Below are 23,771 nucleotides of genomic sequence, written 5' to 3' on the forward strand. Positions count from 1 at the left end.
ATGATACATAAAAAAGAACCTGATATCCCGGTTGTGATGTCAGGTTCTTTTCTTCCAATGATCAAGTCTTTTTGATTGAAAGATCAAATTCTTTTTTCAGATTATTCAAGTTCTTTTTCAGATTCGTCAGGTTCTTTTTCCCGTGCTATAATTTCCGGTAACCTGCTTTACTCTGTGCGGATAACGGCCCTATACTCCGGAATAAGCTCTACGCTCCTGATCTGACATACGGCACGTTTCCCTGTAAAATCGGGAACCGCTTTTCTAGGCAGATCTGCCATGAAAGGGGCGTCTTTGGCCAGCGGACGGAAGTAGAAGCTCATTTCATTACTCTCCAGCGCCTGGCGGAAACGCTTCATGCCGATAACCCAAGGTGCTCCGTAATAGAAATGGTCCAGAACCATCTCTCCTCCGATGAACGCCATACCTACATCACCCACATAGTTGACACGCAGGAAGTATTCGTTTACCTGCGGAAATTCGGGTTGTCCGGCACGGACAGTCATTCTCCGGGCACCTACCTTTTCCCATTCTACAGAAGGGATAACCGGGTCTACTTCGGTCCACTGCTGTTTCCAGCCGGCAGCCGACGGATACAGCACATAGCCGATACGGTTTTCTCCCAGACTCAGCAAAGTACATTTTCCCTTTTCCGGCAAGACTGTAGCCGAGGTTATCAATACCTGGTTATCCAGCTTTACCAGATTCAAAGCCTGCGTGCGCGTCAAGGTGGTGACCTTTATTTTCCGGCCCGAGCGTGCCTTTACCGAGAATGTGCTTTCCAGTCCCGGCCGGGGCGTATAGATATGCTTCCCTCCTTTCAGCGTCTGCCTGTCGAAACAATATTCCGTATCCATACCTTCGGGGGCAAAGAATATATAATGGTCGCATCCGTCCTCTTCTATCCGAGTCAGAAGCTGAGCGGTGGCATACTTCAGCAGTACATCGTCCATGTGCAGGTTGAAAGGCAGGATGACACTCTCATCCTTTTTCAGGGTAAAGGTTCCGTCGCTCGGAATCATGAGCGGACCGCCTGGCAGGTCCAGCTTGAGCCGGAGTCCGGTCTGGTCTGTACGTGCCGTGTCATGATCCTGGAAATTGGTCATGAACACAAAGCCCGATCCGTCCTTCACGCGTACAGCATACCGCAACGTAGTACGGTCGGCAGGAGTAATCTTCTCATACCCTTCGGGCAGGACGGTTTGCATCGGTGCCAGCAGGTAGCCGAAATCCTTCACGAAAGTATGGAGCAGACGCAGGCATCTGTATGAGTCTCGTACCTGTCCGAACTCTCCCACCGGCGCCTGAAAGTCGTAGGATATTTTAGGGACACCCATCGGTTCGTCGCTGAAAAAACCTACTCCGTCACTCCGTTTGGGTGTCGACCCGCCGTGATACATATAATAGCCTATGCCGTTGGCACCGCTTCCCAGTGAGCGGACCATCAGGGCTTCGGCGGCTTCGGCAGTAACTACGGGCCGGCGCGAATAGATCATCTGGATTCCTACCCCCATCTCTGCGCAGAACGACGGATAAGCGTCGGTATCATAGCGCACCGGAGCATAGTCGGGATTATGCTGTATATCCTTGAAGAGGCAGAACGGTGACATCGCCACCTTTCCCCAGAACGGGTATGTATAGGCTGCAGTTACGGGAATTACCTCGTTGTCGATGATGGCTGCGTTCCCCCACCCCGTAGCCGTATAGAGAGGAGTTATCATGCCTTCCTCTACAGCCATCCGCTTTAGGGTACGCATATGCAGTTCACCCAGTTCGGCAGTTGTTATCTTCTTGTCCTGCACCCCTACACCGACCATCGTGATGGAAGAGTCGTAGGTGGCGGCTGTCATGTCTTTCTTTTCTCCCGGATAGCAGATAGCCCAGGGAGCGGCCGAGTGCTGGTGCTCATTTTCTATCTGGATACCGATAACGGGGCCTCCGTCCTTGTAATAAAGACCTTCAAGCTGCAACGCTATCTGATGATATAGGGATTTCACGCACTTCAGGTAATTGTCATCGTTCGAACGCACCTCCAGAGGTTTTGCAAAGAGCCAGTCGGGCAAGCCTCCGTTACGGATTTCTCCATGACAAAAGGGACCGATACGGACTATTACGGGCATGTCGTGTTTCTGGCACAGGCGCACAAAACGGCGCAGGTCCTTATTTCCTGTCCAGTCGAACACTCCTTCCTTTTCCTCATGGATATTCCAGAACACATACGTAGAAATTACCGTAAGTCCTCCGGCCTTCATTTTCAGGATAGCGTCTTCCCACTGTTCTGCCGGATACCGGCAATAATGGAATTCACCCATGGCCGGAATGACCGGAAGGTTGTCTTCCATCATGTAAAAACTGTTGAAACTGATGTTCCCTCCCGTCGGAGAGCTACCGCCCAGCTTGAGATGCCCTGAACGGATTCCACGGAAAGTGTCCGGAACCTTCAGTTCATATACCTGCTGGGCAGATACCGGAAGCATACCTTCCACTCCCAGAGCAAAGGCACACGCCATTATATAACTTACATATCTTCTTTTTTTCATTGTTCTGTCCATTAAAATTCCTTACAGATTACATGTTTTCACTTACTTTGATGTACGACCGTAATGCCTGGATTCCCTGATGGTTGTTGTCCATCGCTTCAATCTCTTCCAGAAATTTCAAAGCCTTCTCCCTGTCACCCAGTCCCCAGTGTCCGAGAGCCATCATGTACTTGCAGTGGATTACGTTCCGGGCGTCCAGATTGTCTTCCCAAATCAGCAGGTCGGGCAGCGATACGGCAAAATAATCCATTTTCACCTTATCGAACAGGTGCTTCTCACCATATGAAACCAATTTATGGAAACGGCCGTTGGCCTGACCGCTCCTTCCCAGTTTCAGTAAAGCCAATCCCTGGTAAAAAATCTTGTCCGGCTTCGCATCATTATAATAAAGTGCAGGAGCCGGTTCGATAGGACCGGCAGTAGCCTTTTCCCAACATTCCATCGCTCTTTCCATCTGGCCCATCTTTTCATAGGCACATCCCATGAAATAATAGAAATCGTTTTCCTGTGCGCCATACAGCTTACCTTCACCCAAGTGAGGAGGATAGACAAGACACTCTTCCAATATATCTGCAGCTTCCTTGAACCTTCCCTGTACCAGAAACTTCTTTGCCAGTTCCACCCGGGCAAACTGATACTGACCCGAAACCTTCCCTTCACCTCCTTCCCAAGGATGAAACACATGCTTGTCAATCAACTCCTTGGCTACCTCAAATTTACCTGTCTGGTTCAGTAAGGTGATTTCTTCCAGCGTAAGGTCGTCACGGCAGGCTATCAGCTCCGGATATTTCTGCAGGAATTCCAGCCGGTCCTTATGCGGACGATGCATCCGTTTATAGAGCTGGTCCAGTTCCATCAGGATACGTGCGTCGCCTGTATCCAGCCGGAAAGCCTTTTCCATGTATTCCAATGCTTTATACGGTGAATTCATCTTGTTGAAATAGGCTAGCGCCAAGTTACGCCATACCGTAGGGAAGCTGTCATCCAACCGGGCCGAATATTTCCACGCCTCTACCGCCAGGTCATATTGGCGCTTGTCGTAATACAGGTTGCCCAGATAATAAGGAGCTTTTGCGTCTCCAGAATTCCGTGCCATGGCGCACTGAAGGGCCAATATAGCTTCCAAACGGTTAGGAAAACAGCAGTCGGGCCGCATGGCGGCTGCTTTCTGCAATATACCGTCGGCTTCGTCCGATCCGGCTTGGACCAGGCACCATCCCCAGTAATAGTAGGTCATCGGTGTTACCGCCCCTTCCCGCTCGGCCAACTGCCAAAGTGCCGCTGCTTCTTCCAGGCATCCGGCATTGCAGTAGTCCAGAGCTACCTCGTCATAATTATGAGGCTCACGGCGCATCAGATCCTTAAAGCGGTCCAGAACTTCATTACTGCCGGTAATCAGGTATTTCTCATACAGGCATCCGAAATTGAACAGATCTATCGAGAGCGAGTCTTCGATCCATCGCAAAGCTTCATCCGTCCTGCCACATTTACGCAAGACAGCCGTTTTCAAGGCACGTGCCTTGTGGTTGTGCCAGTTGCGGACCAATGAACGTTCTATTTCATCCAGAGCGTCTTCCAGTCTGCCCTGCATGAGCGAAATCTGTGCACAGGCAAAATAACCGGCATCCTGCCAGGCAGCGTTCCAGCACGATTTATAGAAGTGGTCATAAGCCTCGCTGTAACGGCCCTGATACTTCAGAGTCAGTCCCAGATTATAGATCGGTTCTCCGTCATAAGGATTCGGATTACGTTTCTGCAGGACCTTCACCGCCGTTCTCAGGTAAGGTTCGGCTTTGAGGAACCGTCCCTTACGGATATACCAAAGGCCCAATGCATTGTTGTTGCGTACATCCAGCGGATCGCGACGCAGGGCTTCCTTGTAATAGTCGACCGGGTTATAGGTGGCATGACGGTATTGTTCCAGATGCAAGCCCGTAAGGTAAAGCTGTTCGGTGGTCTTGATTTCTTCCGGAAGCAGAGCAGCTTCGGCAGCATCGGGAATAGGCTTCACTTCATCGGGTTCGGCATGCCAGTTCAGCAGCTCTTTTCCTCCGGAAGTGATTTCCAGCGTCAGGCAGTCGAACCGTTCCCCCTTCACGTCGACCGTGCGGTCGAATATTTCCTCCGGACTGATATCCGTTTCCTGATGGAAGAAGATTTTTCCCCCGTCGCTTTCCAGAGTTACGCACACACGGAGTGCGGAGGTTGCGAAAATCTTGATCCGTACCGCACCGTCACCAGCAGGATCGATGTTCAGCAACAAGTCTTTGCTGGCATTCTTCACGATTCCCAGTTCTCTGTAAGGTAAAAAATACTGGACAAAACTTTTTTCCTCATAAGGTTGGAGCCAAGTAAAGTCGGGCTGGTTTTCGGTATACACACCAGCCATCAGTTCAATATACGGTCCGTCCTCGTCGGTCAGGTTACGGTCCCAGGCACGCCCGAAGTCACCGTTACCCCACGTCCACTGTTTCTTGCCCGGAGAGACATGGTGGTTGGCTACATGCAGCATGCCACCGTGCGTATCGTTTTCATAACCTCCTTCAAAGTCGAAACGGGAATTGACTGCCATATATGATGTAGGCACTTTGATGTTCTTGTAGTTTGAAATGTCCACGCCAGCCGAATAGTCCATCTTGTAGTATGTTCCCGTTGCAATGGGGAAACTGGATACGGCACGTTTGCCGTGGTCGAATACGGCGTTGATGTCGGGTGGAAACACGCTCTGATAATAATCATTTACAGCTACGGCCGGATTTGCCCACCACAGGAAAGTCTGTGGCATGTCTGTACGGTTATACACTACCCCTTTGATTTCCAGGTACGCATGTCCGGGCCTCAAGGTAAATCCTGCCATTCCTTTCTGATGGAACATCCGTTCCATTTCATTTACCCACACGGTCACACTACCGTCGGGGTGCTCCTCGATGGTAGAATCAACAGGCATGAACGTACTCGGACGGTGATGCTGGGGCCAGTTGAACTCGATACCTCCCGAAATCCAGGGCCCTGCCAGTCCTACCAGCGCCGGTTTGATCACGTGGTTATAGTAGATGAAATGACGCCGCTTGATCTTGTCATAGGCCATCTGTACACGTCCGCCCAGCTCGGGCAGTATCATCACCTTGATGTATTCATTCTCCAGAAAGACGGCATTGTATGTTTTGTCTTTCTTTTCGTCCGATATGGACTCGATTACCGGATACGGATATACCGCTCCACTGCTTCCCTGATACACACGCTTTTCAAGGAATATCGGATTCTTTTCAGGTCTGCCCACTTCGTAAGTGGGGATTACAACCTGCTCTCTCCAGGCTTTTACCATCGTTATATCTATTTTTTTGTCTGTTTATATCAGTTTACCTGACAATTATGTCATACAAGTTTATTCCGTTACGCAGGCCATCTGTTTTATCAGAAAGCCTGGTCTGACTACCTTTCCTTTATCAGTTCCTTCTCCAGCATTTCCAACGATTTTCCTTTGGTCTCAGGCAGACGGTACAGGAAAAATATGTATCCTGCACCGCAAACCAGCGCATATATCAGGAACGTTCCGCTACTACCCAACGCACTGTTCAGCAAAGGGAAAGTATACGTAAGTATGAAGCAGGCCGTCCATAAGGCGAAGGTGCAGACCGCCATGGCCACCCCTCTGATGCGATTGGGAAAAATTTCCGACAGAAGTACCCAGGTCACAGGCCCCAGAGACATGGCGTAACAGGCAATGGCCGCCACTACCAGTACCACCATGAACAGGCCGCTCACCTGGAAAAAGTAGCAGATTCCCAATATAAGATAAATGCCAGCCAGACTTCCCGCACCCAGCAGCATCAGGGCACGGCGTCCTATGCGGTCTACCGTAAAGATGGCTACAAACGTGAATATCACATTGGCTATGCCGGTCACAACAATGTTGAAAAGGACATCGCCTATCGAATATCCGGCCGACTGGAATATTTCTTGCGCATAATTGAAGATGACGTTGGTACCGCACCATTGCTGAAAAACGGCTACAATGACTCCCAGTACCAGTATCTTGCGGAAAGGTTTACCGAACAATGTTGCCAGTCCGGCTTTTCCACGCGTTTCGGATACTTTCTTCATTATTCCCAGTTCCCGCTCGGCATATGCCAGACCGGCAATCTTGAACAGGATCTCACGAGCTTTATTACGCTTCCCCTTCAAAGCCAGCCAGCGGGGACTCTCCGGGATGAAGGACAGCAGGATAAAGAAAGCGGCAGCGGGGAAAGCAGCTCCCCAGAACATCCAGCGCCATCCCATCTGTCCGTTCCATGACGCAGATATATCTGCCGGCGAAAACTCAGCCGGAATAGGTTCGGCTATCAGCCAGTTCACTGTCTGTGCGGCCAGAATACCCAATACGATAGTCATCTGATTAAATGATACCAGTTTACCCCGAACCGCAGCAGGAGCTACTTCGGCTATATACATGGGCGACAAGGCCGAAGCGATTCCGATGCCGATACCTCCTGCAAAACGTGCAACAAGAAAACCGGCAAAATGCCCGGCGGCTCCCGTAGCATAGGCTGAAGCAAGAAAGATGAAAGCCGAAACAAAAAGAAGTGGCTTACGTCCGTAACGGTCGGCCAGCATACCGGTAAGCATGGCGCCGATGAGACACCCCAAAAGGGCTACACTCATGGCCATACCTTGCAAGACCGGACTGTCCGAAATGTCGAAATACAATTCATAGAAAGGTTTGGCTCCACCTATTACCACCCAGTCGTAACCGAACAGCAGACCTCCCAAAGCCGAAACCAGGCAGATAAAATAAACGAACTTCCTGTTATAGTTTTCCATGTACCGATTAATTTAAAGTTGACATCGCAAATATAGGAGAAAGATACAAGGTGTAAAATGGACTTTTTTTCTCTATACATGGACAATCTTCTTATTCTGTAGGTATACACCGTATGTAAATTCCGTATATTTGCAAAAACCTCAATACTTTTATTCATGATCAAACTCAAGGACGGATTCCATGGAGAAAGGACCATTGTCATTCCCCCCATGATTATCGGCATCATGGAAAGAGACCCTTTGTTGTCGGCATTACATATTACCGATATAGGGTATTATCCGAGGGCCTGTCACCATTACCGCGAACGGGAAAAGGCCATCAACCAATACGTATTCATCTATTGCATAGACGGTGCCGGATGGTACCGTACAGGCGGACATGAATACCGTGTACACGCCAACCAGTATTTCATCCTGCCCGCCGGATCTCCTCATGCCTATGGTGCCGACGAAACCGAACCATGGACTATCTACTGGATACACTTCAAAGGGACGCTGGCTCCGTACTACGCCCGTAATGTAAGCCAGCCTGTCGACGTCAGACCCGAAGCACACTCCAGAATCAGTCAACGTATCAATCTTTTCGAGGAAATATTCAATACACTCAAGAACGGTTACAACAATGAGAACCTCCATTACGCTTCGTCACTCTTCCATTATTACCTGGGTTCACTCAGGTACCTGCAGCAATACCGGAACGCCGGGAGCAACGGGCTGGATGAAAACGATATAGTGGAGGCAGCCATCCATTATATGAAGGAAAACATAGAAAAGCACCTTACACTTCAGGAAATAGCTGCTCATACAGGATATTCTCCCTCACATTTTTCCATGCTGTTCAAGAAGAAGGCAGGTCATGCACCACTCTCCTATTTTAACCTGCTGAAAATCCAGCAGGCCTGTTTCCTGCTGAATTCCACAGATATGAAGATCAATCAGATATGTTATAAGGTAGGCATAGAAGATACCTATTATTTTTCTCGTCTGTTCAGCAAGATCATGGGAGTATCTCCCAAAGAGTTCAGACTTGCTCAGAAAGGATAGAATGTTTTCGGTATGTAATTGTAGAGATATCAATCTGTAGGAAGGAAAGTAGATGCCAGACTATGAACAAATCTGGCATCGGATTATTACGAAAATGTGTTTCCGTCCGTTTCTCTTTCGCTCCTGGGCATAGATTTGGGAGCAGATACTCCGGGAGATAATGAAAATGCGTATGTAGCTGAAGGTTGCCGGTATGCTAATGTGGGATTATATAAAAGTTTTTTTAAGGACAGCCTCGTGAGAAGTTGTCTTTAATGTATACTGATATATAGTTTCCGATGATTTCTTCAGACTATTCGGAAATCCAACTGAAAACATTATCTTTGTTGGGTTTTTCATTGGAAAGAGAAATCACAAGAAAGAAACATATTGTTAATGAAAAGAATATTATATACACTCTGTTTGGTTGCTATTGTAGTCTCCGGTTGTGGAAACCGTAGCAAGAAAGAATCTGGCAGTAAGGTGGATACTATAGTCACAGATGCCGTAAGAACCAGAATCGCTCCCCGATATGCACAAGGCTTTGATGTAACTTATACGTCGGATGCCTGCCTGCTCGACATTCATGACCCTCAAAAGGAGAAAGGTGAATCTTTCCACTATGCCTTGGTTCCGCGTGGCAACAAGCCTTCCGATATTCCGGAGGGCTATACGGTCATAGAAACTCCTGTAAAAAGCGTCATCTGTATGACCTCACTCCAGTTATCCAACTTTATCAAGCTTGATGCTCTGGATGCCGTAGCCGGCATTACCAGTACCCGGCATCTGTTCAATGAAGAAATGAGCCGTCGGTTGGAGGAAGGGAAAGCCCATAAAATAGGGATTGAAGGGAATTTCGACAACGAAGTGATTATCGGAATCAATCCCGACATTATTCTCATATCTCCTTACAAACGCGGGGGATATGACGCATTGAAAGAAGTGGGCATTCCCTTGATTCCACATTTGGGATACAAGGAAATGACACCACTGGCACAAGCGGAATGGATCAAATTTGTAGGCCTGTTATTGGGACAGGAGGCTAAGGCCAATGAAACATTTGCTGCTATTGAAGAGCATTACCGGAAACTGTTGAAGCTTACGGCAGATGTAAAGAAACGTCCGGTAGTGTTCAGCGGTGAACTGAGAGGAGGAAACTGGTATGCGCCGGGTGGGAAAAGTTTCCTTGCGCAACTGTTCAAGGATGCCGGAGCAGATTACTTCCTGAAAGACGATACCCGTTCGGGAGGAGTCACACTGGATTTCGAGACAGTCTACAGCCAAGCCGCCGATGCCGATTACTGGCGTATTGTCAACAGCTATAACGGTGAATTTTCATATGAAATACTGGAAAAGGAAGACAACCGCTATACCGACTTCAAGGCTTTCCGTACCAGACATGTCATCTACTGTAACATGCGTGAAAAACCTTTCTACGAGAGTATGCCGGTAGAACCGGAAGTGGTGCTAAGCGATCTGATCAAAGCTTTTCATCCTCAACTATTGCCTGATTATCAACCAAAATACTATGAACTGTTAAAGTAATAAAGCAACGAAATACGCATGAAACGTCCTGCCGCCTTCTATATGCTGTTGATAACAGCTTCCATCTTCGTATTCTTTTTCCTGAACCTGATATTGGGTTCGGTCTCCATTCCGTTCCATTCCATATGGAGCATTTTGTGGGGAAGCGAAAATGAAAGCATTATCTGGCAGAACATTATCTGGAAATCACGTGTACCGCAGGCACTTACCGCCTTGGTAGCAGGAGCCGGACTTTCAGTGAGCGGCCTCCAGATGCAGACGGTTTTCCGTAATCCGTTGGCTGGACCTTCTGTGTTGGGTATCAGTTCGGGAGCCAGTCTGGGCGTCGCCTTTGTGGTATTGCTTTCAGGCAGTATCGGAGGGGTGGCATTGAGTCAGGTAGGTATCATCGGTGAAATTGCACTGACCGTAGCTGCCATTGCCGGAGCTCTTCTGATTATGGCCTTGATTGTTTTCGTTTCACAAAAGGTGAAAGGTAACGTGACACTTCTCATCATCGGTGTAATGATAGGCTATGTAGCCAATGCCGTTATCGGTGTACTGAAATTCTTCAGCGTGGAAGAAGACATACGTGCCTATGTGATTTGGGGACTAGGCAGTTTCGCTAGGGTTTCGGGCGACCAGATGACGTTATTCATCTGCCTGATGGCGATACTCCTTCCTCTCTCTTTCCTGCTAATCAAGACTTTGAACCTGCTCCTGCTGGGGGATGCCTACGCCCGAAACCTCGGACTGAACATCAAACGGGCACGTCTGCTGGTGATTACCTGCTCGGGAGTACTGGTGGCAATCGTGACAGCTTATTGCGGCCCGATCATTTTTCTGGGACTGGCTGTCCCTCATCTGTGCCGGGCCATTTTCCGGACATCCGACCATCGGATTCTGATGCCTTCCTCCCTATTGGCAGGGGCTTCACTCGCCCTTCTTTGCAACCTGATAGCCCGTATGCCGGGATTTGAAGGAGCATTGCCAGTCAATTCTGTCACTGCACTGATAGGTGCACCGGTCGTAATCTCTGTATTGTTTAATAAACGCCGTAACGATATGAACGAATGATGAAACAAGATACCATACATATAAAAAAACTGACCATCGGTTATACCGGAAAGGGAAATATAAAGACGGTAGCTGAAAACATTGATGCAACCATCCATAGCGGTGAACTGACATGTCTTTTAGGTGCCAATGGTGTAGGAAAGTCTACCTTGTTGCGTACATTATCCGGCTTCCAACACCCGTTGGGAGGCGAAATCGAGATTATGGGAAAACGGCTGGAAGATTATACCGACAAGGAGCTGGCTACTGTAATTGGAGTTGTACTGACCGAAAAATGTGACTTACGGAACATGACGGTCGAAGAACTGGTAGGAATGGGAAGAAGTCCGTATACCGGTTTTTGGGGCCGGTTGGGAAAAACAGACAGACAAGTGGTAGACAAGGCCATCGGTATGGTCAAAATTGAAAACCTGCGCCACAACATGATGCACCGGCTGAGCGACGGAGAACGGCAGAAGGTAATGATAGCCAAGGCTCTGGCCCAGGAAACACCAGTCATATTTCTGGATGAACCGACTGCTTTTCTTGACTTTCCGAGTAAAGTGGAGATTATGCAGCTGCTGCAGCACTTGTCACGCTCCATGAACAAGACAATCTTCCTCTCAACACATGATCTGGAACTGGCCTTGCAGATTGCCGACAAGATCTGGCTCATGGACCGGCAGAAAGGTGTTACGATAGGGACTCCCGAGGATTTGTCGCTCGATGGTTATCTGAGCAGTTTCTTCATGCGCAGAGGAATCAGTTTCGATATGGAAAGCGGACTGTTCCGGATTGACAATGAATTCCGGAGGCAAATACGTCTCACCGGAAAAGGGAACAGATTCGCTATGGCCCGCAAAGCCTTGCAACGGAACGGTATCCATGCCGATACCGGGTGTGTATCAGACTGCTGGATTGATGCTGGCGATGAAAATTCCCGTAATTTCATTGTACATACCTCAGATAACCAGACCGTTTCCGCACATAACATAGAAGAAATGCTGCAAATTGTTTCCGACTTGTAGCCTGGGAATCATTAATTGCTGGAAATCAGATGCGGTAGGCAATATTACCTTCTTCGTCAATAAGGAATATGTTCAGCTTTCCTTCCGGCAACAGAGAAGCGCAATGGCTCATGCAACGCTTCAGCAGCAAAGGGAAAAACAACTGTGCATCATCATCGGATAGCAGATTCCATAATTCGCGGGCCAAGGTAATACCATCAATGACAGCTGTCGCCTGAGGGGAACAACCGGCTTCCCGAGCCAGCTGCTTCAGAAAGGCCTTATTCATCACAACCTTTTTGCTGTGTGTGTCAAGATTACCCTCGGCCAGTTTGACAGCTTTCCCCAGCATGATCCCCATTGTAACAGATGGTACTTCCAACTCTGCCGCAATTTTCAGTGTCTCTCCTATGAAATTACCATAATGGATAAACGCTTGCGGGGGAAGATCGGGATATTCACGCTTTACATACTTTTCGCTTTTCGCTCCGGAATTAATGATAATCCGTGAAGTACCTATGGCACATGCCACCTCCATCTCTCTCCGTATGGCATCGACAAACGCTTCGGAAGAAAAGGGGCGTACAATCCCCGACGTGCCGATAATGGAAATGCCGCCTGTAATCCCTAACTTCGGATTGAATGTACGGCTGGCCAGCTTCTCTCCTCCGGTAACAGAGATCGTTACATCCAATCCCTTCGGATAAAGCTTACTTAATTCGTCAGTCATCATCTGACGCGGAACACGGTTTATGGCAGGCTCTCCAATCTCCAGACCAAGTCCCGGAAGTGTCACCTTCCCTACTCCTTCCCCTTGCAGAAACCGGATTTTATCGGCATCCGAGAAACGGACGGTAGCGAATACAGAACATCCGTCGGTTACATCCGGATCATCACCGGCATCCTTGACAACACATGCCGTAGCCCAATTGTCTCCGATAACAGTGGAAGCTACCGGCAAAGTCATTTCCTCTCCATCGGGGATACAAAAGGAAACCGACTGCTGTTCTTCCCGCTGCAGCAACGCCAGCAAAGCTGCCTTGGAAGCGGCAGTAGCACAGGCTCCGGTAGTATATCCGCTACGTAGTTCATAGAATCCGGGGAGATACTGTTCTATCTTTTTCCGTAATCCGTATTCTCCTGTCACAACAATAAAGCCAGAAGGAAGTGGCGGACGTTTCACGGCAAAAACCGGTATTCCCAGTTCTTTAGCCGCTTCTACTTTCTCACTGAAACCACCCGACATACCACTTTCTTTAGTGAGGACGGCATCGGGGTGCAATTGTTCCAACAGTTTCCTCTCCGATTCACCTACATGATAGAATACAAGCTTGCCGGCATCAAAGCCTTGTTCCTTTGTCAATGATAGAGACTCATCCCTTTCCAGGATACGGAAACGGCAATCATGCCTTTCCCAAAATGGTTTCAGCTTACCGATAGTCTGTACCCCGGTAAGCGCCAATAACCGGTCTACTCCTCTTTCCTCCAGCTTGCGGACTGCATCTTCATAATCTTCACACCATACAATATCATCAGTGCGTGGAGGATATACTCGTTCCAGACGTATAACCGGCAGGTGAAGTAACTCCCCGACTTTGGCAACCGTGGCATGAAGACGGACGGCAAAAGGATGGGCAGCATCGACCAGCAGACGGATTCCATTTTTCTGGCAGCAGGCAGTCATTTCATCTTCATCCATCCCTCCTGTAACCCGTATTCCATGACGGGACACGATTTCCTGCATTGTCCCTTTGGTAGAATAATAATAGGTCTTCCCAGCTTCATCGGCAACCTTGGCGGCTATGCGTCCTTCGGTAGTTCCCCCCAATATCAGAATCATTTGCGGAACAAGTGTTTGAATTCATGGGCATAGAGTCTTGACAGGCCTTGACGGTTGTCGATAGCCTCCCCTACGACCAATAATGTTGTTAACGTCAGATTATGTTCACGGACAATCGCAGCCAGATCCTTCAACTGTCCACGATAGATTTTTTCTTCTTTCCAGGTCAGCTTGTAGCAGGCAGCAACCGGTGTTTCAGGAGGATAGGCCTGAAGCAGTTCTTCCTGTACCTGCTCTACAATGGCTGCACTCAGGTAGATGCACATGGTACTTTGCGACTGTGCCAGCTTATGAAGCTTTTCCTTCTCGGGCATGGGTGTACGGCCTTCTCCACGTGTCAGGATGATGCTCTGTACCTTTTCCGGTATAGTGAACTGTGAACGCAAGGCAGCTGCGGCGGCCTGGAACGATGAAATCCCCGGAGTTATGTGATAGCTCATGCCATACCGGTCAAAAAATGCCATCTGTTCCTGGATGGCTCCATAGATACAGGGATCGCCTGTATGCAGCCGGACGATGAACAGACCTTTGTCATAAAACTCTTTCATCAATGCGAACTGTTCTTCCAGGTCCATTCCGGCCGAACTTCTTACTACAGCACCTTCCTTGGCATAATATGTGAGCTCACGAGGTACCAGACTGCCGGCATAGAGAACCAGATCAGCCTTTTCCAACATTCGTTTTCCACGGACAGAAATCAGTTCCGGATCACCGGGACCGGCTCCTACAATCTCGATATGCCCTCCCCGCATGACATCTTTATCCAAAGCTACCGCAAAGGTAAAGTTATTGCCTTCCGACAAAAGTCCTTTCTGCTTTTCCAGTACCAGCAATCCATCCTTGGCGCTTTTCAGCGCTACGCTTTCCGCTACGCCATAAACTCCTGTCACTTCGTGTACTTTCTCCGAAGGATTCGGGACTTTAATATCCTGCAATTCTTCTGCCGTATAGATACAGAGATCAGACCCTTCCCACCGTTTGTGAAGCACTTCCAGTAAAGGTTCATCCTTCTTCATGGCAACAGAACCTACGGAAGCTATTGCCAGCGGTGACAAGCGGTTGGCTGCCATTATCTCTTCCATATATTGTGCTACCCCTTCCGGATTACAGTTTTTGCGGCAACCCACTCCTACATGCAATACAGCCGGACGGAAGTATAGTACAGGTATAGAAGAAATAGTATAGATATAAGGAGTGACTGCTATGACCAGAGCAGTATCCGTCAAAGGTACATCTTCAAAATGATAATATACCTTCACATGTGGGGGTAAGGTCCGTTCCAGCCAGTCGGTACCCCTATCCCTGATATCCAACAACAACGCTGTTGGACGCAGATTTACAAATCTGGCTATACATTCGTTCAGTTCCGCATGAGAAGCTTCCGTCTTCCATCCATAGTTTTTGGGAAGCATATCCAATGCCCATAGTCCCGCATTGTCACTTTGTGTGGTGATGACAGCTTCAGCCCCTAGAATACCGGCAATCTGACGTGCCAGCTCATTGGCTCCGCCTATATGTCCGGAGAGGACCGGAATGGCAAACCTGCCACTGCTGTCAACGCACACCACAGCCGGATCGGTATGTTTGTCCCTGATACAACCGGCAATACTCCGTACGCAAATGCCCATTGCGCCGATAAAGATTACTGCCGAAAGCTCATCTGCATGTTCTTCCAGAAAACCGCTGTAGGAAGAAATGACGGAGCACCCGTCCAGTTCGTTTCTGGAATAAATTGTGGCATCTAATTCACGTTGCAGGATCTTAGCCAAAGATAAAGCCTGTGCTGAAACCAATAGGATAGCTGTCTGTCTTTTCATTTCGCCTTCAATATTTCTATAGGATTATAGGTATCGACGGCCAGACGGACCGCATCGGTCACTTTTCTGCCTGTCAATCTGATACCTTCATAAAAAAGTTCTTTACTTTCCTGTGATACGGAATTGAATACGATAATTCCATCGGGCTGCAGGACCGTATCAATCTTCTGCAGTATTTCAACCAGTTTTCCTCCATGTCCTCCAATAAAGACAGCGTCAGGCCGGGTGTATCCGGAAACGTCTGTTTCCAGAAAATCCCCGATAATGGCCCTTATACCTGGAGTCCCGAACTTCCGGGAATTCAAATCCATCAGTCCCTTCCCCTCAGGACGTTGCTCGAACGACGTCACTTCCAGTTCAGGAAACTGGAGTTTCGCTTCAATGGAAACAGAACCGGTGCAGAAGCCTATATCCCAAAACGAACGACGGTTACGGAGGTCGAGCATACTCAACGAAAGCAAGCGGACCGGCATCTTGGTAATCATCCGGGGTCGTCCGTCCAAAAGATGGAACTCACTTTCCGGAATGCCGAAAGGACGTGGACGAACCGATGTACGTTCCAATATCAGGCAATTCGGAAAAACAGGATCCCCCCCGACAGCTGCCTCCAGAGACAATGTACGTACCCTCTCCCTTTTCTCATTACCGAGTGCTTCCCCTATGGTCATCCGGTAATTGCTGTAGCCATAATCCAGCATCCGTGAAGCGATAGCAGCCGGGGTCTTCGTCCTGTCGGTCAATACACCGATCAGCTTTTCTCCCCGTATCAAAGCTGAGTCGAATTCCTTCCACGGACGTCCGGTCAACGATACCGCACGCATATCCTGATAAGGTAACAACATGCGGTGAGCCAGCATCTGTAACGAATTGAATGAAGGATACAGACGGATGTCACTTCCGGGAAGTTCTCTCTTTATAGTATTGGCAAAGCCGAAAAACAATGGGTCTCCCGAAGCAAAAACCACAATTTCCCGATATGGTGCATAACGGGCAAACACATCACTTAACGGAACTGTAATATCAATCCATACCGTCCCTTCCGGAAGGTAAGGCTTCACCAGTTCATGATGCCGTCGTCCACCTGAAAAAACGGTTCCTTCCGCTATAACCTTCTGTGTGGCAGGAGGAAGATACAGATCATTGCAGTCGCTGATTCCGATAATATGAAAAATCTGTTCAGACATCTCTCCCTGGTTTTAGCTGTTCGGCATCATCGAAAGTCAGGATAGCGTTTACCAGCGTAGCAGCCAGATTACTACCCCCTTTCCGTCCTTCCACAATCAGTTTGGGGATGGATGTAAAGGTCTTTACCATGTATTTGCTTTCACAAACATGTACAAAGCCTACGGGAGCCGCCACTATACCGCAAGGGGTAGCTTTCCCTTTACGTATCAGGTCACACAGTTCCATTAAAGCGGTAGGTGCATTTCCGAATACGAAAAGCGCATCCGGATGTTCTGCTACAGCCATCCGTATTCCGGCCTGTGTACGGGTAATTCCCTGTTCCTTGGCCAATACCACGGTGCGTTCATCGCCCAAATAACATTTGACGGTCAGTCCCATCCGTTCCAAAGCTCCTTTGCGAATACCCGAAGCAGCCATCGTGACATCGGTCACAATGGTACGGACCTTGCCTCTGCTCAATATTTCATGCAGTGTTTCAACCGCACAGTCATCTACCTGCAACAGATTTTCCATTTCAAAGTCGGCTGTAGTATGGATGGCATGAAGCATGGCCCATTTCTTTCCTAACGGCAGATCCTTTACCTTCAGTTCCTTCTCGATGGTACGGAAACTGTTTATCATGATTTCCTGTCCCACTCCTGTGGCTCCACGTACCTTTTCACGGTAATAGCCGCGCGGTGTGATGAATTTGCCGTCACTGCAATACGACTGTGAATTACCGATCAGAACAACCGTAAACATATCCACATCTTCCGGATTGAAAGCCGATAAGGTAGTCAACTGTACAGACTGTCCTTCTCTTCCGGCCTGACGTACAAAGCCTACCGGAGTATCACCTGAGCGTTCTTGCATGAAGATTTCTTTCAGACGGTACAGTTGCCAATAACGTCCTTCACTTTTCGGGTTATAGACAGCAGTCACGAAATCGGCCATTGCCGCAGCCTTGATGCGTTTCTCGATCTTTTCCCACGGTGTCATCAGATCAGAAAGGGAAATCACACAGAAATCATGGCCGACAGGTGCACCCAGCAAGGAAGCCGCCTTCTGGAAAGCGCTGATTCCCGGCAACACTTCGATTTCTACATTGCTGCCTCGTTCACGTTTCATTTCATAAACCAACGGAGCCATTCCATAGATACCGGCATCACCCGAACTGATGACACAGACACTTTTACCCTGCTCCGCCAGTTCGAATGCCTGGACAGCCCGTTCCTTTTCACGTTTCATACCTGTATCGATACATTCCGTACCTTCCGGCAGGTAAGGCCGGACATATTGGAAATAATACTTATAGCCGATAATGACATCGCAGCTTTTTACAGCCTGCACCACAGCAGGAGTGATATCTTCGGGCGAACCGGGACCGATACCCGCCACGATTATTCTGGAATTGTTCATTTCTTTACGTTTCTGGATAAAGTTTTATATCTGACAAAATTAATAAAATTAACGGAGTGGTAGAAATTTCTATAAGAAAAGCATCGGACTCCCGGCCGATGCTTTTCCTAGTCTCCGGTAGAGACATCTATTAACTACCGGAATTACAGATTCAGAGAGAAAAAGAGATGTCAGTCATTCTCCAGCAAGCGGATCATGTCAAAGTAATAGCCTTCCGCTATTTCCACACCTTTTTCTACATTACCCGTTGCAATATCATAAATATAGATACAAGGGTTAGCATCCTGGGTATTCACTCCAATATAGGCCTTTCCGTCTACAATAACCGAACGTTGTGCGAAACGGCCTGCGCTGTAAGGAATTTCCTCACCCTGACAACTCAGACGGGTTCTCTTGCCTGTAGACAGATCTATAATAGTGTAATAATGGCTGAAATCATCTATACCGGTTCCGGCTGCATCGTTACGTGCGTAAGCCAAAGCTTTTCCGTTACCCAGATTCTGGATAGTAAGCAGTTTACCGTCGGCATCCGGATATCCTTCGTAGCTGGAATCAAAATCGGTTTCTCCCTTCTTGATACGGAGCAGATGACCTTTTTCCATATCGTCTTCATCGGAAAAGGCAGCCAGATACAGGTCGCCATCCTGATACATGACAATACTTTGCAACAATTCACCATATGCACTGCCGGCCATTTCATGCGCAAGGCTATTCACTTTATTACTTTCTACAGCCATTGTAGAGGGGTTGATTACAGCTGTCAGGAAATTGGATGTAGCCTTGCCGTATCGGCCCGACTTATCTTTGGCAAAGTAAAAATAGAACAGTTTCCCGGTCGCTTCATTGTAAGTGAGTATACCCGATGCATTGAATACCTGGGCACCTTCCGGCAACGGCAGGTCCAATGTCCCTTCATCCAGAATGCGCATATCGTCGGCATTCAGTTTGGTCCAGATTATCTTGTCGGCATCACCGTTGGCAGCCATAATAAGCAACACATTATCATCCAACCATGCATGGGTATAGCTGCGTACTTTATAAGTATTCTGTACAAAGGGCTGTTCCTGAATGACTTTTACCGAATTGCCCACTACCTGTAATTTGGTAAAACGGTCGTTCGATGTAGGGACCTGATAATAATATTTACCTTTCACAATAGCTTCCATTGAATAGGTCACATCTGCCGAACGGAATTCCACACCGTCATTCCTGATGTCAATCACCGGTTGTCCGGCATCCAACGAACCTACACTTTTTACAATGGTACCGTCGCCGCGGTTCATACCTCCATGCTGGCCGATTGTCATGAAAATATCGAAATGACAGCCGGATTCTTCAATTTGCCCGTTATTGTCGTTTCCGTCATCGGGCATCGGTTTCTCATTATCCGAACAGGCGCTGAACGGAAGGGTCATTATTGCAGCGGCAAATAGGTAGAACAAAGATTTTAACTTTTTCATTTTCAGAATGTTTAAATATTAGTGGATAAATTAATGGTTACTCAAGGAACAGCCTGAACTTGGCCATGAAGGCACGTCCCGGTTTCTGCAGCTTATAATTGTCGTAGGCAAGCCTGTCGAGAAAATTGGTACATTCCACAGATACGTTATAACGGCCGTTATGCCAGGAATAGGTGATATCTGCGTCACAAATGTGCTGCGTAGGAATCTTGGCCTTACTCTCACGGGCTCCGTAAGCCTCCCAGGTAAGGAAATACCAGTGTACCCACTGATAGTCCATGCCGATACGGAGACGGCTATCACGCAGGAAAAGGTCGTGAAATGTATACGAAGCTCCGGAACTGCTGAACAGCCAGGGACGGTTCGGGACACGGTTCCTGTAGGTAGCCGAAGGCTTCCCGTCATCCTTCAGTCTGCGCTGATCTCGGGCATCCTGATAGCTGATATTGGCCGAAAGTTGCAGCCTGCCATCCCAGTCGTAACGGACTTCGCCCTCCATTCCTTTGATATGGACAGCCGGAACATTTTCATATTGCATCATTCCTTCCTTTTCAGAAACGGTAGCCTGGATATAGTCGTCCACAAACCGGAGAAAACCGTTCAATTCATAGGAAAGAGTATGTCTACCGGCAGGATGCCACGTGCCAAACAGGCCCAGGTTGACATTGTCACTCTGTTCCGGTCTCAAGGCCACGTTAGCATATACCGTTGTTCCATTGCCCAGCAATTCACGGGCTAATGGAAGGCGTACGCTATGTTCATAGGACGCTTTGACAGCCAGCTCGCGGGAAAAACTGTAACGCAAGCCGGCCCCATATCCCGGATAACTCCTGGTACTGGAACCTTTTACTTCGTCCGAACCTGTCTGCCAATACAAATCGGTCTGACGGATATTCAGGTGGTTTACATAATCCTTCACGAAAAAAGAATTCTCCATCCGTCCGTTCCATAGTGACTGATGGTAAGCCAATCCCACGATATGTTTGCAAAGCACGTCGTTCGCCGCTTCAAAATCCGTATCAAGCTCATCATAACGGTCATTCCCGGTACGGTTCAACATGTAATTCAGGTTAATTCCATGAGATTCGTTGAAGGTATAGTCCAGATTTCCCCGGACTACTGTAAACGGACGGTTGTAATGACGTATGGAACGCCCGCGTCCCGTTATCTCATTGCGTGAACTTTCTATGTAGTTACCGTTCCAGTCATATTTTCGGTAAGCGGTATCTACCGTTACCGAACGGTCCCAGGTATGTGAGAACAAGGCGTTGAACTGCAACCGGTCCAACAGGAAACGGTCCTTCCTGTAACGTGCTGAAACGTTCCATGCGTCACTCTGACGCTCGGCCATTCCATATACCTTACTTTGCACAGATCCGGTCTGCAACTCCTTGTCTATCTTTGAATAAGATGCCGATATGAAGAATGCGTCCGCCCACGGTTTGTTCTGGAATCCGGCTTCCACCTGTGCCAGCATAGAGAAATAACCGTCATGAAAGCGCCGGCGGTCGGACGGTACATATTTGCGGCTGTCTTCATCCCAAACTTCTACGCCTTTCATCATATAGTCATTCCGGGAATAGTTGATACCGACGGTAGGATGAATAATCAGTCCGGTACGCTTTTCCACGAACTGGGCGTTCAAGTCGGCCTTGTGGGTATGGAAAGATCCTACACTGTATGAAACATCCAGGTAATTCTTCTGCTCCTGACGTGTAATGATGTTGACGGCTCCTCCCAGAGCATCGGTACCCAGACTGGCCGGAACCACTCCTTTGTAGATTTCTACACGATCGATGATATTTACGGGAAGGTTTGAAAGAGAAACGCCGCTTCCCTTGATATCCAAAGGAACTCCATCAATGAAATAGCGTACAGAATTACCCGACATTCCGTTGATAGACAAATCGAAGTCGGAACCGGTCCCTCCTTCCTGGCGGATCTTCACACCCGCACTATGATCAACCAATGCCGTAAGACTGTTCAAGGAACTGACTATCGGTTTTACGTCCAAGGCATTGACGGAAAAAGCTCCTTCCCTTATTTTCTGTGAACGGCTCTTCCCATAGACACGGACTCCTTCCATGCGTACGGAACTTTCCTTTATTACAAAATCCTGTTCCACATCCTGTTCCAGATGTATCTTCTTCTCCTGGGTCTCATATCCCAGAAATGAAACAGACAAGGTATAACTTCCCGGAACTAACTGCAGTGAATACCGCCCGGCAGTGTCAGTATAGGTTCCCCACGTCGTTCCTTTGACAGACACAGTGACCTGTGGCATTCCACTGCCGTCATGTGATGTAATTTTCCCCGACACGGTCACCTTATGCTGTGCAGCCGCTTCCAGGCATACAAACCATGATACCAACAGAAAATATAGACAGAAAGAAAATTTCATTTTCATTAATTACATTACCCTTGTTAACACTTTATACTTACGGGGTACATGCACAAAGGAAAAATGAATTCTCTTTTTTGCTGAAGAAAAAAGAAAGAAAGCCAGATCCGATGTTTTAACTGCCTTATTTCCCGAAAGCATCAAAACGAAGCTGTTACTGGCAGGTCTTCTGACTCGTTCCGTTTCAAGAAGCCTTCCCATCCGGTATCCGGACAGTGGCACCGAGTTTCTTGAAACAAAAAAGGAACTCACAGCAGCGGGTCTGTTCAGGATTTCCACCTGATTCCCTTTTCATCACTTGCCCTACGGAAGAAGAGCAGTGAACCAATAACTTTGGCAAAAGTAGAAAAAAAATCAGAATCGCATGCATTTAGCATTAAAAAGTTTATCTTAGCCGCCGCAAAACCGAAATGACGAATAATATGCATACCGATAAACAACCGATCTATTTCGTTTCTCTGGGGCCTGGCGACCCCGATCTGATTACATTAAAGGGACTTAAGATCCTTCAGGAGGCAGACGTCATCTATTGCCCTGCCACACAAGACACAGAGGGAAAAACTTCATCCCGATCTGCAGACATCGTGGCAGCTTTGGGAATACCCCCTGAAAAGACTGTGAAATTCATTCTGTCCATGCAACGTAACCGTGAAGCAGCCCTGCAGGCTTACGATAACCTGGTGGAAGCAGCCTCCCGGCTCCATGCCGGAAACCGGCGGATAGCCGTCGTGGCTGAAGGGGATGCCGGATTCTATACGTCCATCCAGTATCTGTACGACAAGCTTACGGCCCGCCAGATTGAAGTAAAACGGATAGCAGGCGTTCCTGCATTCATAGCGGCAGGTGCCATGGCAGGCATGCATATCGTCAAACAGAACGAAAAGCTGGTTGTAATGCCAGGCATCACATCGGTCGAAGAACTGACAGACAAGATCAAGGAAGGATATGCCGTCGTCATCATGAAACTGTCTTCCTGTAGGGAAAAGGTCAAGGAGTGTATCCGACTCTTCCCTGAAGCCCCGTGGAACTACTTTGAGAATATAGGAAATGAAAATGAATACCATACAACTGATACGGAAACGATACTTCAGAAGCAATTCCCTTATTTCTCGCTGATGGTAATTACGGCATCCCGGAAAGAAGACTAGCATAAAACAATAAGATGAAAAAGATAATACTTATTACCGGAGGACAACGTTCCGGAAAAAGTTCGTATGCCGAGAAATTGGCACACCGGCTGACAGACAAGCCGGTCTATATTGCCACCGCCAAAGTATGGGACGAAGAGTTCCGCCAACGCGTCTTGCGGCATCAGCAGAACCGTGGACCGGAATGGACCAACATAGAGGAAGAAATGGAGCTGAGCCGACACGACATAAACGGACGTACAGCCGTAATAGACTGTATAACACTGTGGTGTACAAATTTCTTCATGAATTACTCTAATGTGGAAGAAGCTCTGGAGGCCGTCAAACAGGAATTCGACCGGTTTACCAGACAGGAAGCCACTTTTATTTTCGTCACCAACGAAATCGGATTGGGAGGTGTATCACCCAATGAAGTGCAACGCAGGTTTACCGACTTGCAAGGATGGATGAACCAGTACGTGGCATCATGTGCCGATGAGGTTATCCTCATGATAAGCGGTATACCGGTAAAAATAAAATGAAACAACCTTTTACATAAAGAACTACCAGAC

The 23,771-nt window shown here is 48.1% G+C and carries 15 protein-coding genes and 1 riboswitch; of the genes, 6 read left to right on the top strand and 9 right to left on the bottom strand.

Going from position 1 to position 23,771, the window contains the following annotated elements; translation table 11 throughout:
• Positions 1-167: 167 nt before the first annotated feature.
• From BQ7489_RS09985 to BQ7489_RS09995, 3 genes are all read right to left on the bottom strand, one after another.
• Positions 168-2,540 carry a beta-galactosidase gene (locus BQ7489_RS09985; protein ID WP_072532116.1) on the bottom strand — a complete coding sequence of 791 codons (2,373 nt, stop codon included), beginning with the start codon at positions 2,538-2,540 and terminating at the stop codon, positions 168-170.
• Between the two features lie 28 nt (positions 2,541-2,568).
• Positions 2,569-5,865 carry a DUF5107 domain-containing protein gene (locus BQ7489_RS09990; protein WP_072530879.1) on the bottom strand — a complete coding sequence of 1,099 codons (3,297 nt, stop codon included), beginning with the start codon at positions 5,863-5,865 and terminating at the stop codon, positions 2,569-2,571.
• Between the two features lie 107 nt (positions 5,866-5,972).
• Positions 5,973-7,361 carry a sugar porter family MFS transporter gene (locus tag BQ7489_RS09995; RefSeq protein ID WP_072530880.1) on the bottom strand — a complete coding sequence of 463 codons (1,389 nt, stop codon included), beginning with the start codon at positions 7,359-7,361 and terminating at the stop codon, positions 5,973-5,975.
• A 156-nt stretch (positions 7,362-7,517) separates the two neighbouring features.
• Between BQ7489_RS09995 and BQ7489_RS10000 the strand changes: the two genes are divergently transcribed.
• From BQ7489_RS10000 to BQ7489_RS10015, 4 genes are all read left to right on the top strand, one after another.
• A complete protein-coding gene (locus BQ7489_RS10000) occupies positions 7,518-8,405 on the top strand; it encodes an AraC family transcriptional regulator (RefSeq protein WP_072530881.1) in 888 nt (295 codons plus the stop codon).
• 375 nt (positions 8,406-8,780) lie between these two features.
• Positions 8,781-9,929 carry an ABC transporter substrate-binding protein gene (locus tag BQ7489_RS10005; RefSeq protein WP_072530882.1) on the top strand — a complete coding sequence of 383 codons (1,149 nt, stop codon included), beginning with the start codon at positions 8,781-8,783 and terminating at the stop codon, positions 9,927-9,929.
• 18 nt (positions 9,930-9,947) lie between these two features.
• A complete protein-coding gene (locus BQ7489_RS10010) occupies positions 9,948-10,985 on the top strand; it encodes an iron ABC transporter permease (protein ID WP_072530883.1) in 1,038 nt (345 codons plus the stop codon).
• Complete coding sequence (locus tag BQ7489_RS10015; protein ID WP_072530884.1) at positions 10,982-11,992, top strand: ABC transporter ATP-binding protein; 1,011 nt, start codon at positions 10,982-10,984, stop codon at positions 11,990-11,992. Before BQ7489_RS10010 ends, BQ7489_RS10015 begins: the two co-directional genes overlap by 4 nt.
• A gap of 25 nt (positions 11,993-12,017) precedes the next feature.
• Here the strand turns inward: BQ7489_RS10015 and cbiD are convergent, their stop codons facing one another.
• The 6 genes from cbiD to BQ7489_RS10045 all read right to left on the bottom strand — a co-directional run bounded on the left by cbiD (position 12,018) and on the right by BQ7489_RS10045 (position 22,072).
• Entirely contained in the window at positions 12,018-13,811 is a 1,794-nt protein-coding gene (cbiD, locus tag BQ7489_RS10020) for a cobalt-precorrin-5B (C(1))-methyltransferase CbiD (protein ID WP_072530885.1), read from the bottom strand.
• The gene (cobM, locus tag BQ7489_RS10025; protein WP_072530886.1) at positions 13,808-15,628 is read right to left on the bottom strand and encodes a precorrin-4 C(11)-methyltransferase; all 1,821 of its coding nucleotides are present in this window, start codon (positions 15,626-15,628) and stop codon (positions 13,808-13,810) included. Before cobM ends, cbiD begins: the two co-directional genes overlap by 4 nt.
• Complete coding sequence (gene cbiE / locus BQ7489_RS10030; protein WP_072530887.1) at positions 15,625-16,812, bottom strand: precorrin-6y C5,15-methyltransferase (decarboxylating) subunit CbiE; 1,188 nt, start codon at positions 16,810-16,812, stop codon at positions 15,625-15,627. Before cbiE ends, cobM begins: the two co-directional genes overlap by 4 nt.
• Positions 16,805-18,211 (bottom strand): precorrin-3B C(17)-methyltransferase, encoded by a 1,407-nt coding sequence (cobJ, locus tag BQ7489_RS10035; protein WP_072530888.1) that lies wholly within the window; start codon positions 18,209-18,211, stop codon positions 16,805-16,807. The genes cbiE and cobJ overlap by 8 nt, the downstream gene beginning before the upstream one ends.
• 170 nt (positions 18,212-18,381) lie before the next feature.
• Entirely contained in the window at positions 18,382-19,671 is a 1,290-nt protein-coding gene (locus tag BQ7489_RS10040; protein WP_072530889.1) for a hypothetical protein, read from the bottom strand.
• Positions 19,672-19,708: 37 nt separating this feature from the next.
• A complete protein-coding gene (locus BQ7489_RS10045) occupies positions 19,709-22,072 on the bottom strand; it encodes a TonB-dependent receptor (RefSeq protein ID WP_072532117.1) in 2,364 nt (787 codons plus the stop codon).
• Between the two features lie 142 nt (positions 22,073-22,214).
• A riboswitch (cobalamin riboswitch) is annotated at positions 22,215-22,416 on the bottom strand.
• Positions 22,417-22,482: 66 nt separating this feature from the next.
• Between BQ7489_RS10045 and BQ7489_RS10050 the strand changes: the two genes are divergently transcribed.
• Together BQ7489_RS10050 and cobU are read left to right on the top strand one after the other, a co-directional pair.
• A complete protein-coding gene (locus BQ7489_RS10050) occupies positions 22,483-23,220 on the top strand; it encodes a precorrin-2 C(20)-methyltransferase (protein ID WP_239496944.1) in 738 nt (245 codons plus the stop codon).
• Positions 23,221-23,234: 14 nt separating this feature from the next.
• Entirely contained in the window at positions 23,235-23,741 is a 507-nt protein-coding gene (gene cobU / locus BQ7489_RS10055) for a bifunctional adenosylcobinamide kinase/adenosylcobinamide-phosphate guanylyltransferase (RefSeq protein ID WP_072530891.1), read from the top strand.
• The last annotated feature ends 30 nt before the right edge of the window (positions 23,742-23,771 follow it).

It is taken from the genome of Bacteroides ilei (genome assembly GCF_900128495.1).
GTDB classification, from domain to species: Bacteria; Bacteroidota; Bacteroidia; order Bacteroidales; family Bacteroidaceae; genus Phocaeicola; species Phocaeicola ilei.

Coding starts and splice junctions, on each gene's coding strand:
- BQ7489_RS09985 (WP_072532116.1), bottom strand. CDS start 2,540: ATGAAAAAAAGAAGATATGTAAGTTATATAATGGCGTGTGCCTTTGCT.
- BQ7489_RS09990 (WP_072530879.1), bottom strand. CDS start 5,865: ATGGTAAAAGCCTGGAGAGAGCAGGTTGTAATCCCCACTTACGAAGTG.
- BQ7489_RS09995 (WP_072530880.1), bottom strand. CDS start 7,361: ATGGAAAACTATAACAGGAAGTTCGTTTATTTTATCTGCCTGGTTTCG.
- BQ7489_RS10000 (WP_072530881.1), top strand. CDS start 7,518: ATGATCAAACTCAAGGACGGATTCCATGGAGAAAGGACCATTGTCATT.
- BQ7489_RS10005 (WP_072530882.1), top strand. CDS start 8,781: ATGAAAAGAATATTATATACACTCTGTTTGGTTGCTATTGTAGTCTCC.
- BQ7489_RS10010 (WP_072530883.1), top strand. CDS start 9,948: ATGAAACGTCCTGCCGCCTTCTATATGCTGTTGATAACAGCTTCCATC.
- BQ7489_RS10015 (WP_072530884.1), top strand. CDS start 10,982: ATGATGAAACAAGATACCATACATATAAAAAAACTGACCATCGGTTAT.
- cbiD (WP_072530885.1), bottom strand. CDS start 13,811: ATGATTCTGATATTGGGGGGAACTACCGAAGGACGCATAGCCGCCAAG.
- cobM (WP_072530886.1), bottom strand. CDS start 15,628: ATGAAAAGACAGACAGCTATCCTATTGGTTTCAGCACAGGCTTTATCT.
- cbiE (WP_072530887.1), bottom strand. CDS start 16,812: ATGTCTGAACAGATTTTTCATATTATCGGAATCAGCGACTGCAATGAT.
- cobJ (WP_072530888.1), bottom strand. CDS start 18,211: ATGAACAATTCCAGAATAATCGTGGCGGGTATCGGTCCCGGTTCGCCC.
- BQ7489_RS10040 (WP_072530889.1), bottom strand. CDS start 19,671: ATGAAAAAGTTAAAATCTTTGTTCTACCTATTTGCCGCTGCAATAATG.
- BQ7489_RS10045 (WP_072532117.1), bottom strand. CDS start 22,072: ATGAAATTTTCTTTCTGTCTATATTTTCTGTTGGTATCATGGTTTGTA.
- BQ7489_RS10050 (WP_239496944.1), top strand. CDS start 22,483: ATGACGAATAATATGCATACCGATAAACAACCGATCTATTTCGTTTCT.
- cobU (WP_072530891.1), top strand. CDS start 23,235: ATGAAAAAGATAATACTTATTACCGGAGGACAACGTTCCGGAAAAAGT.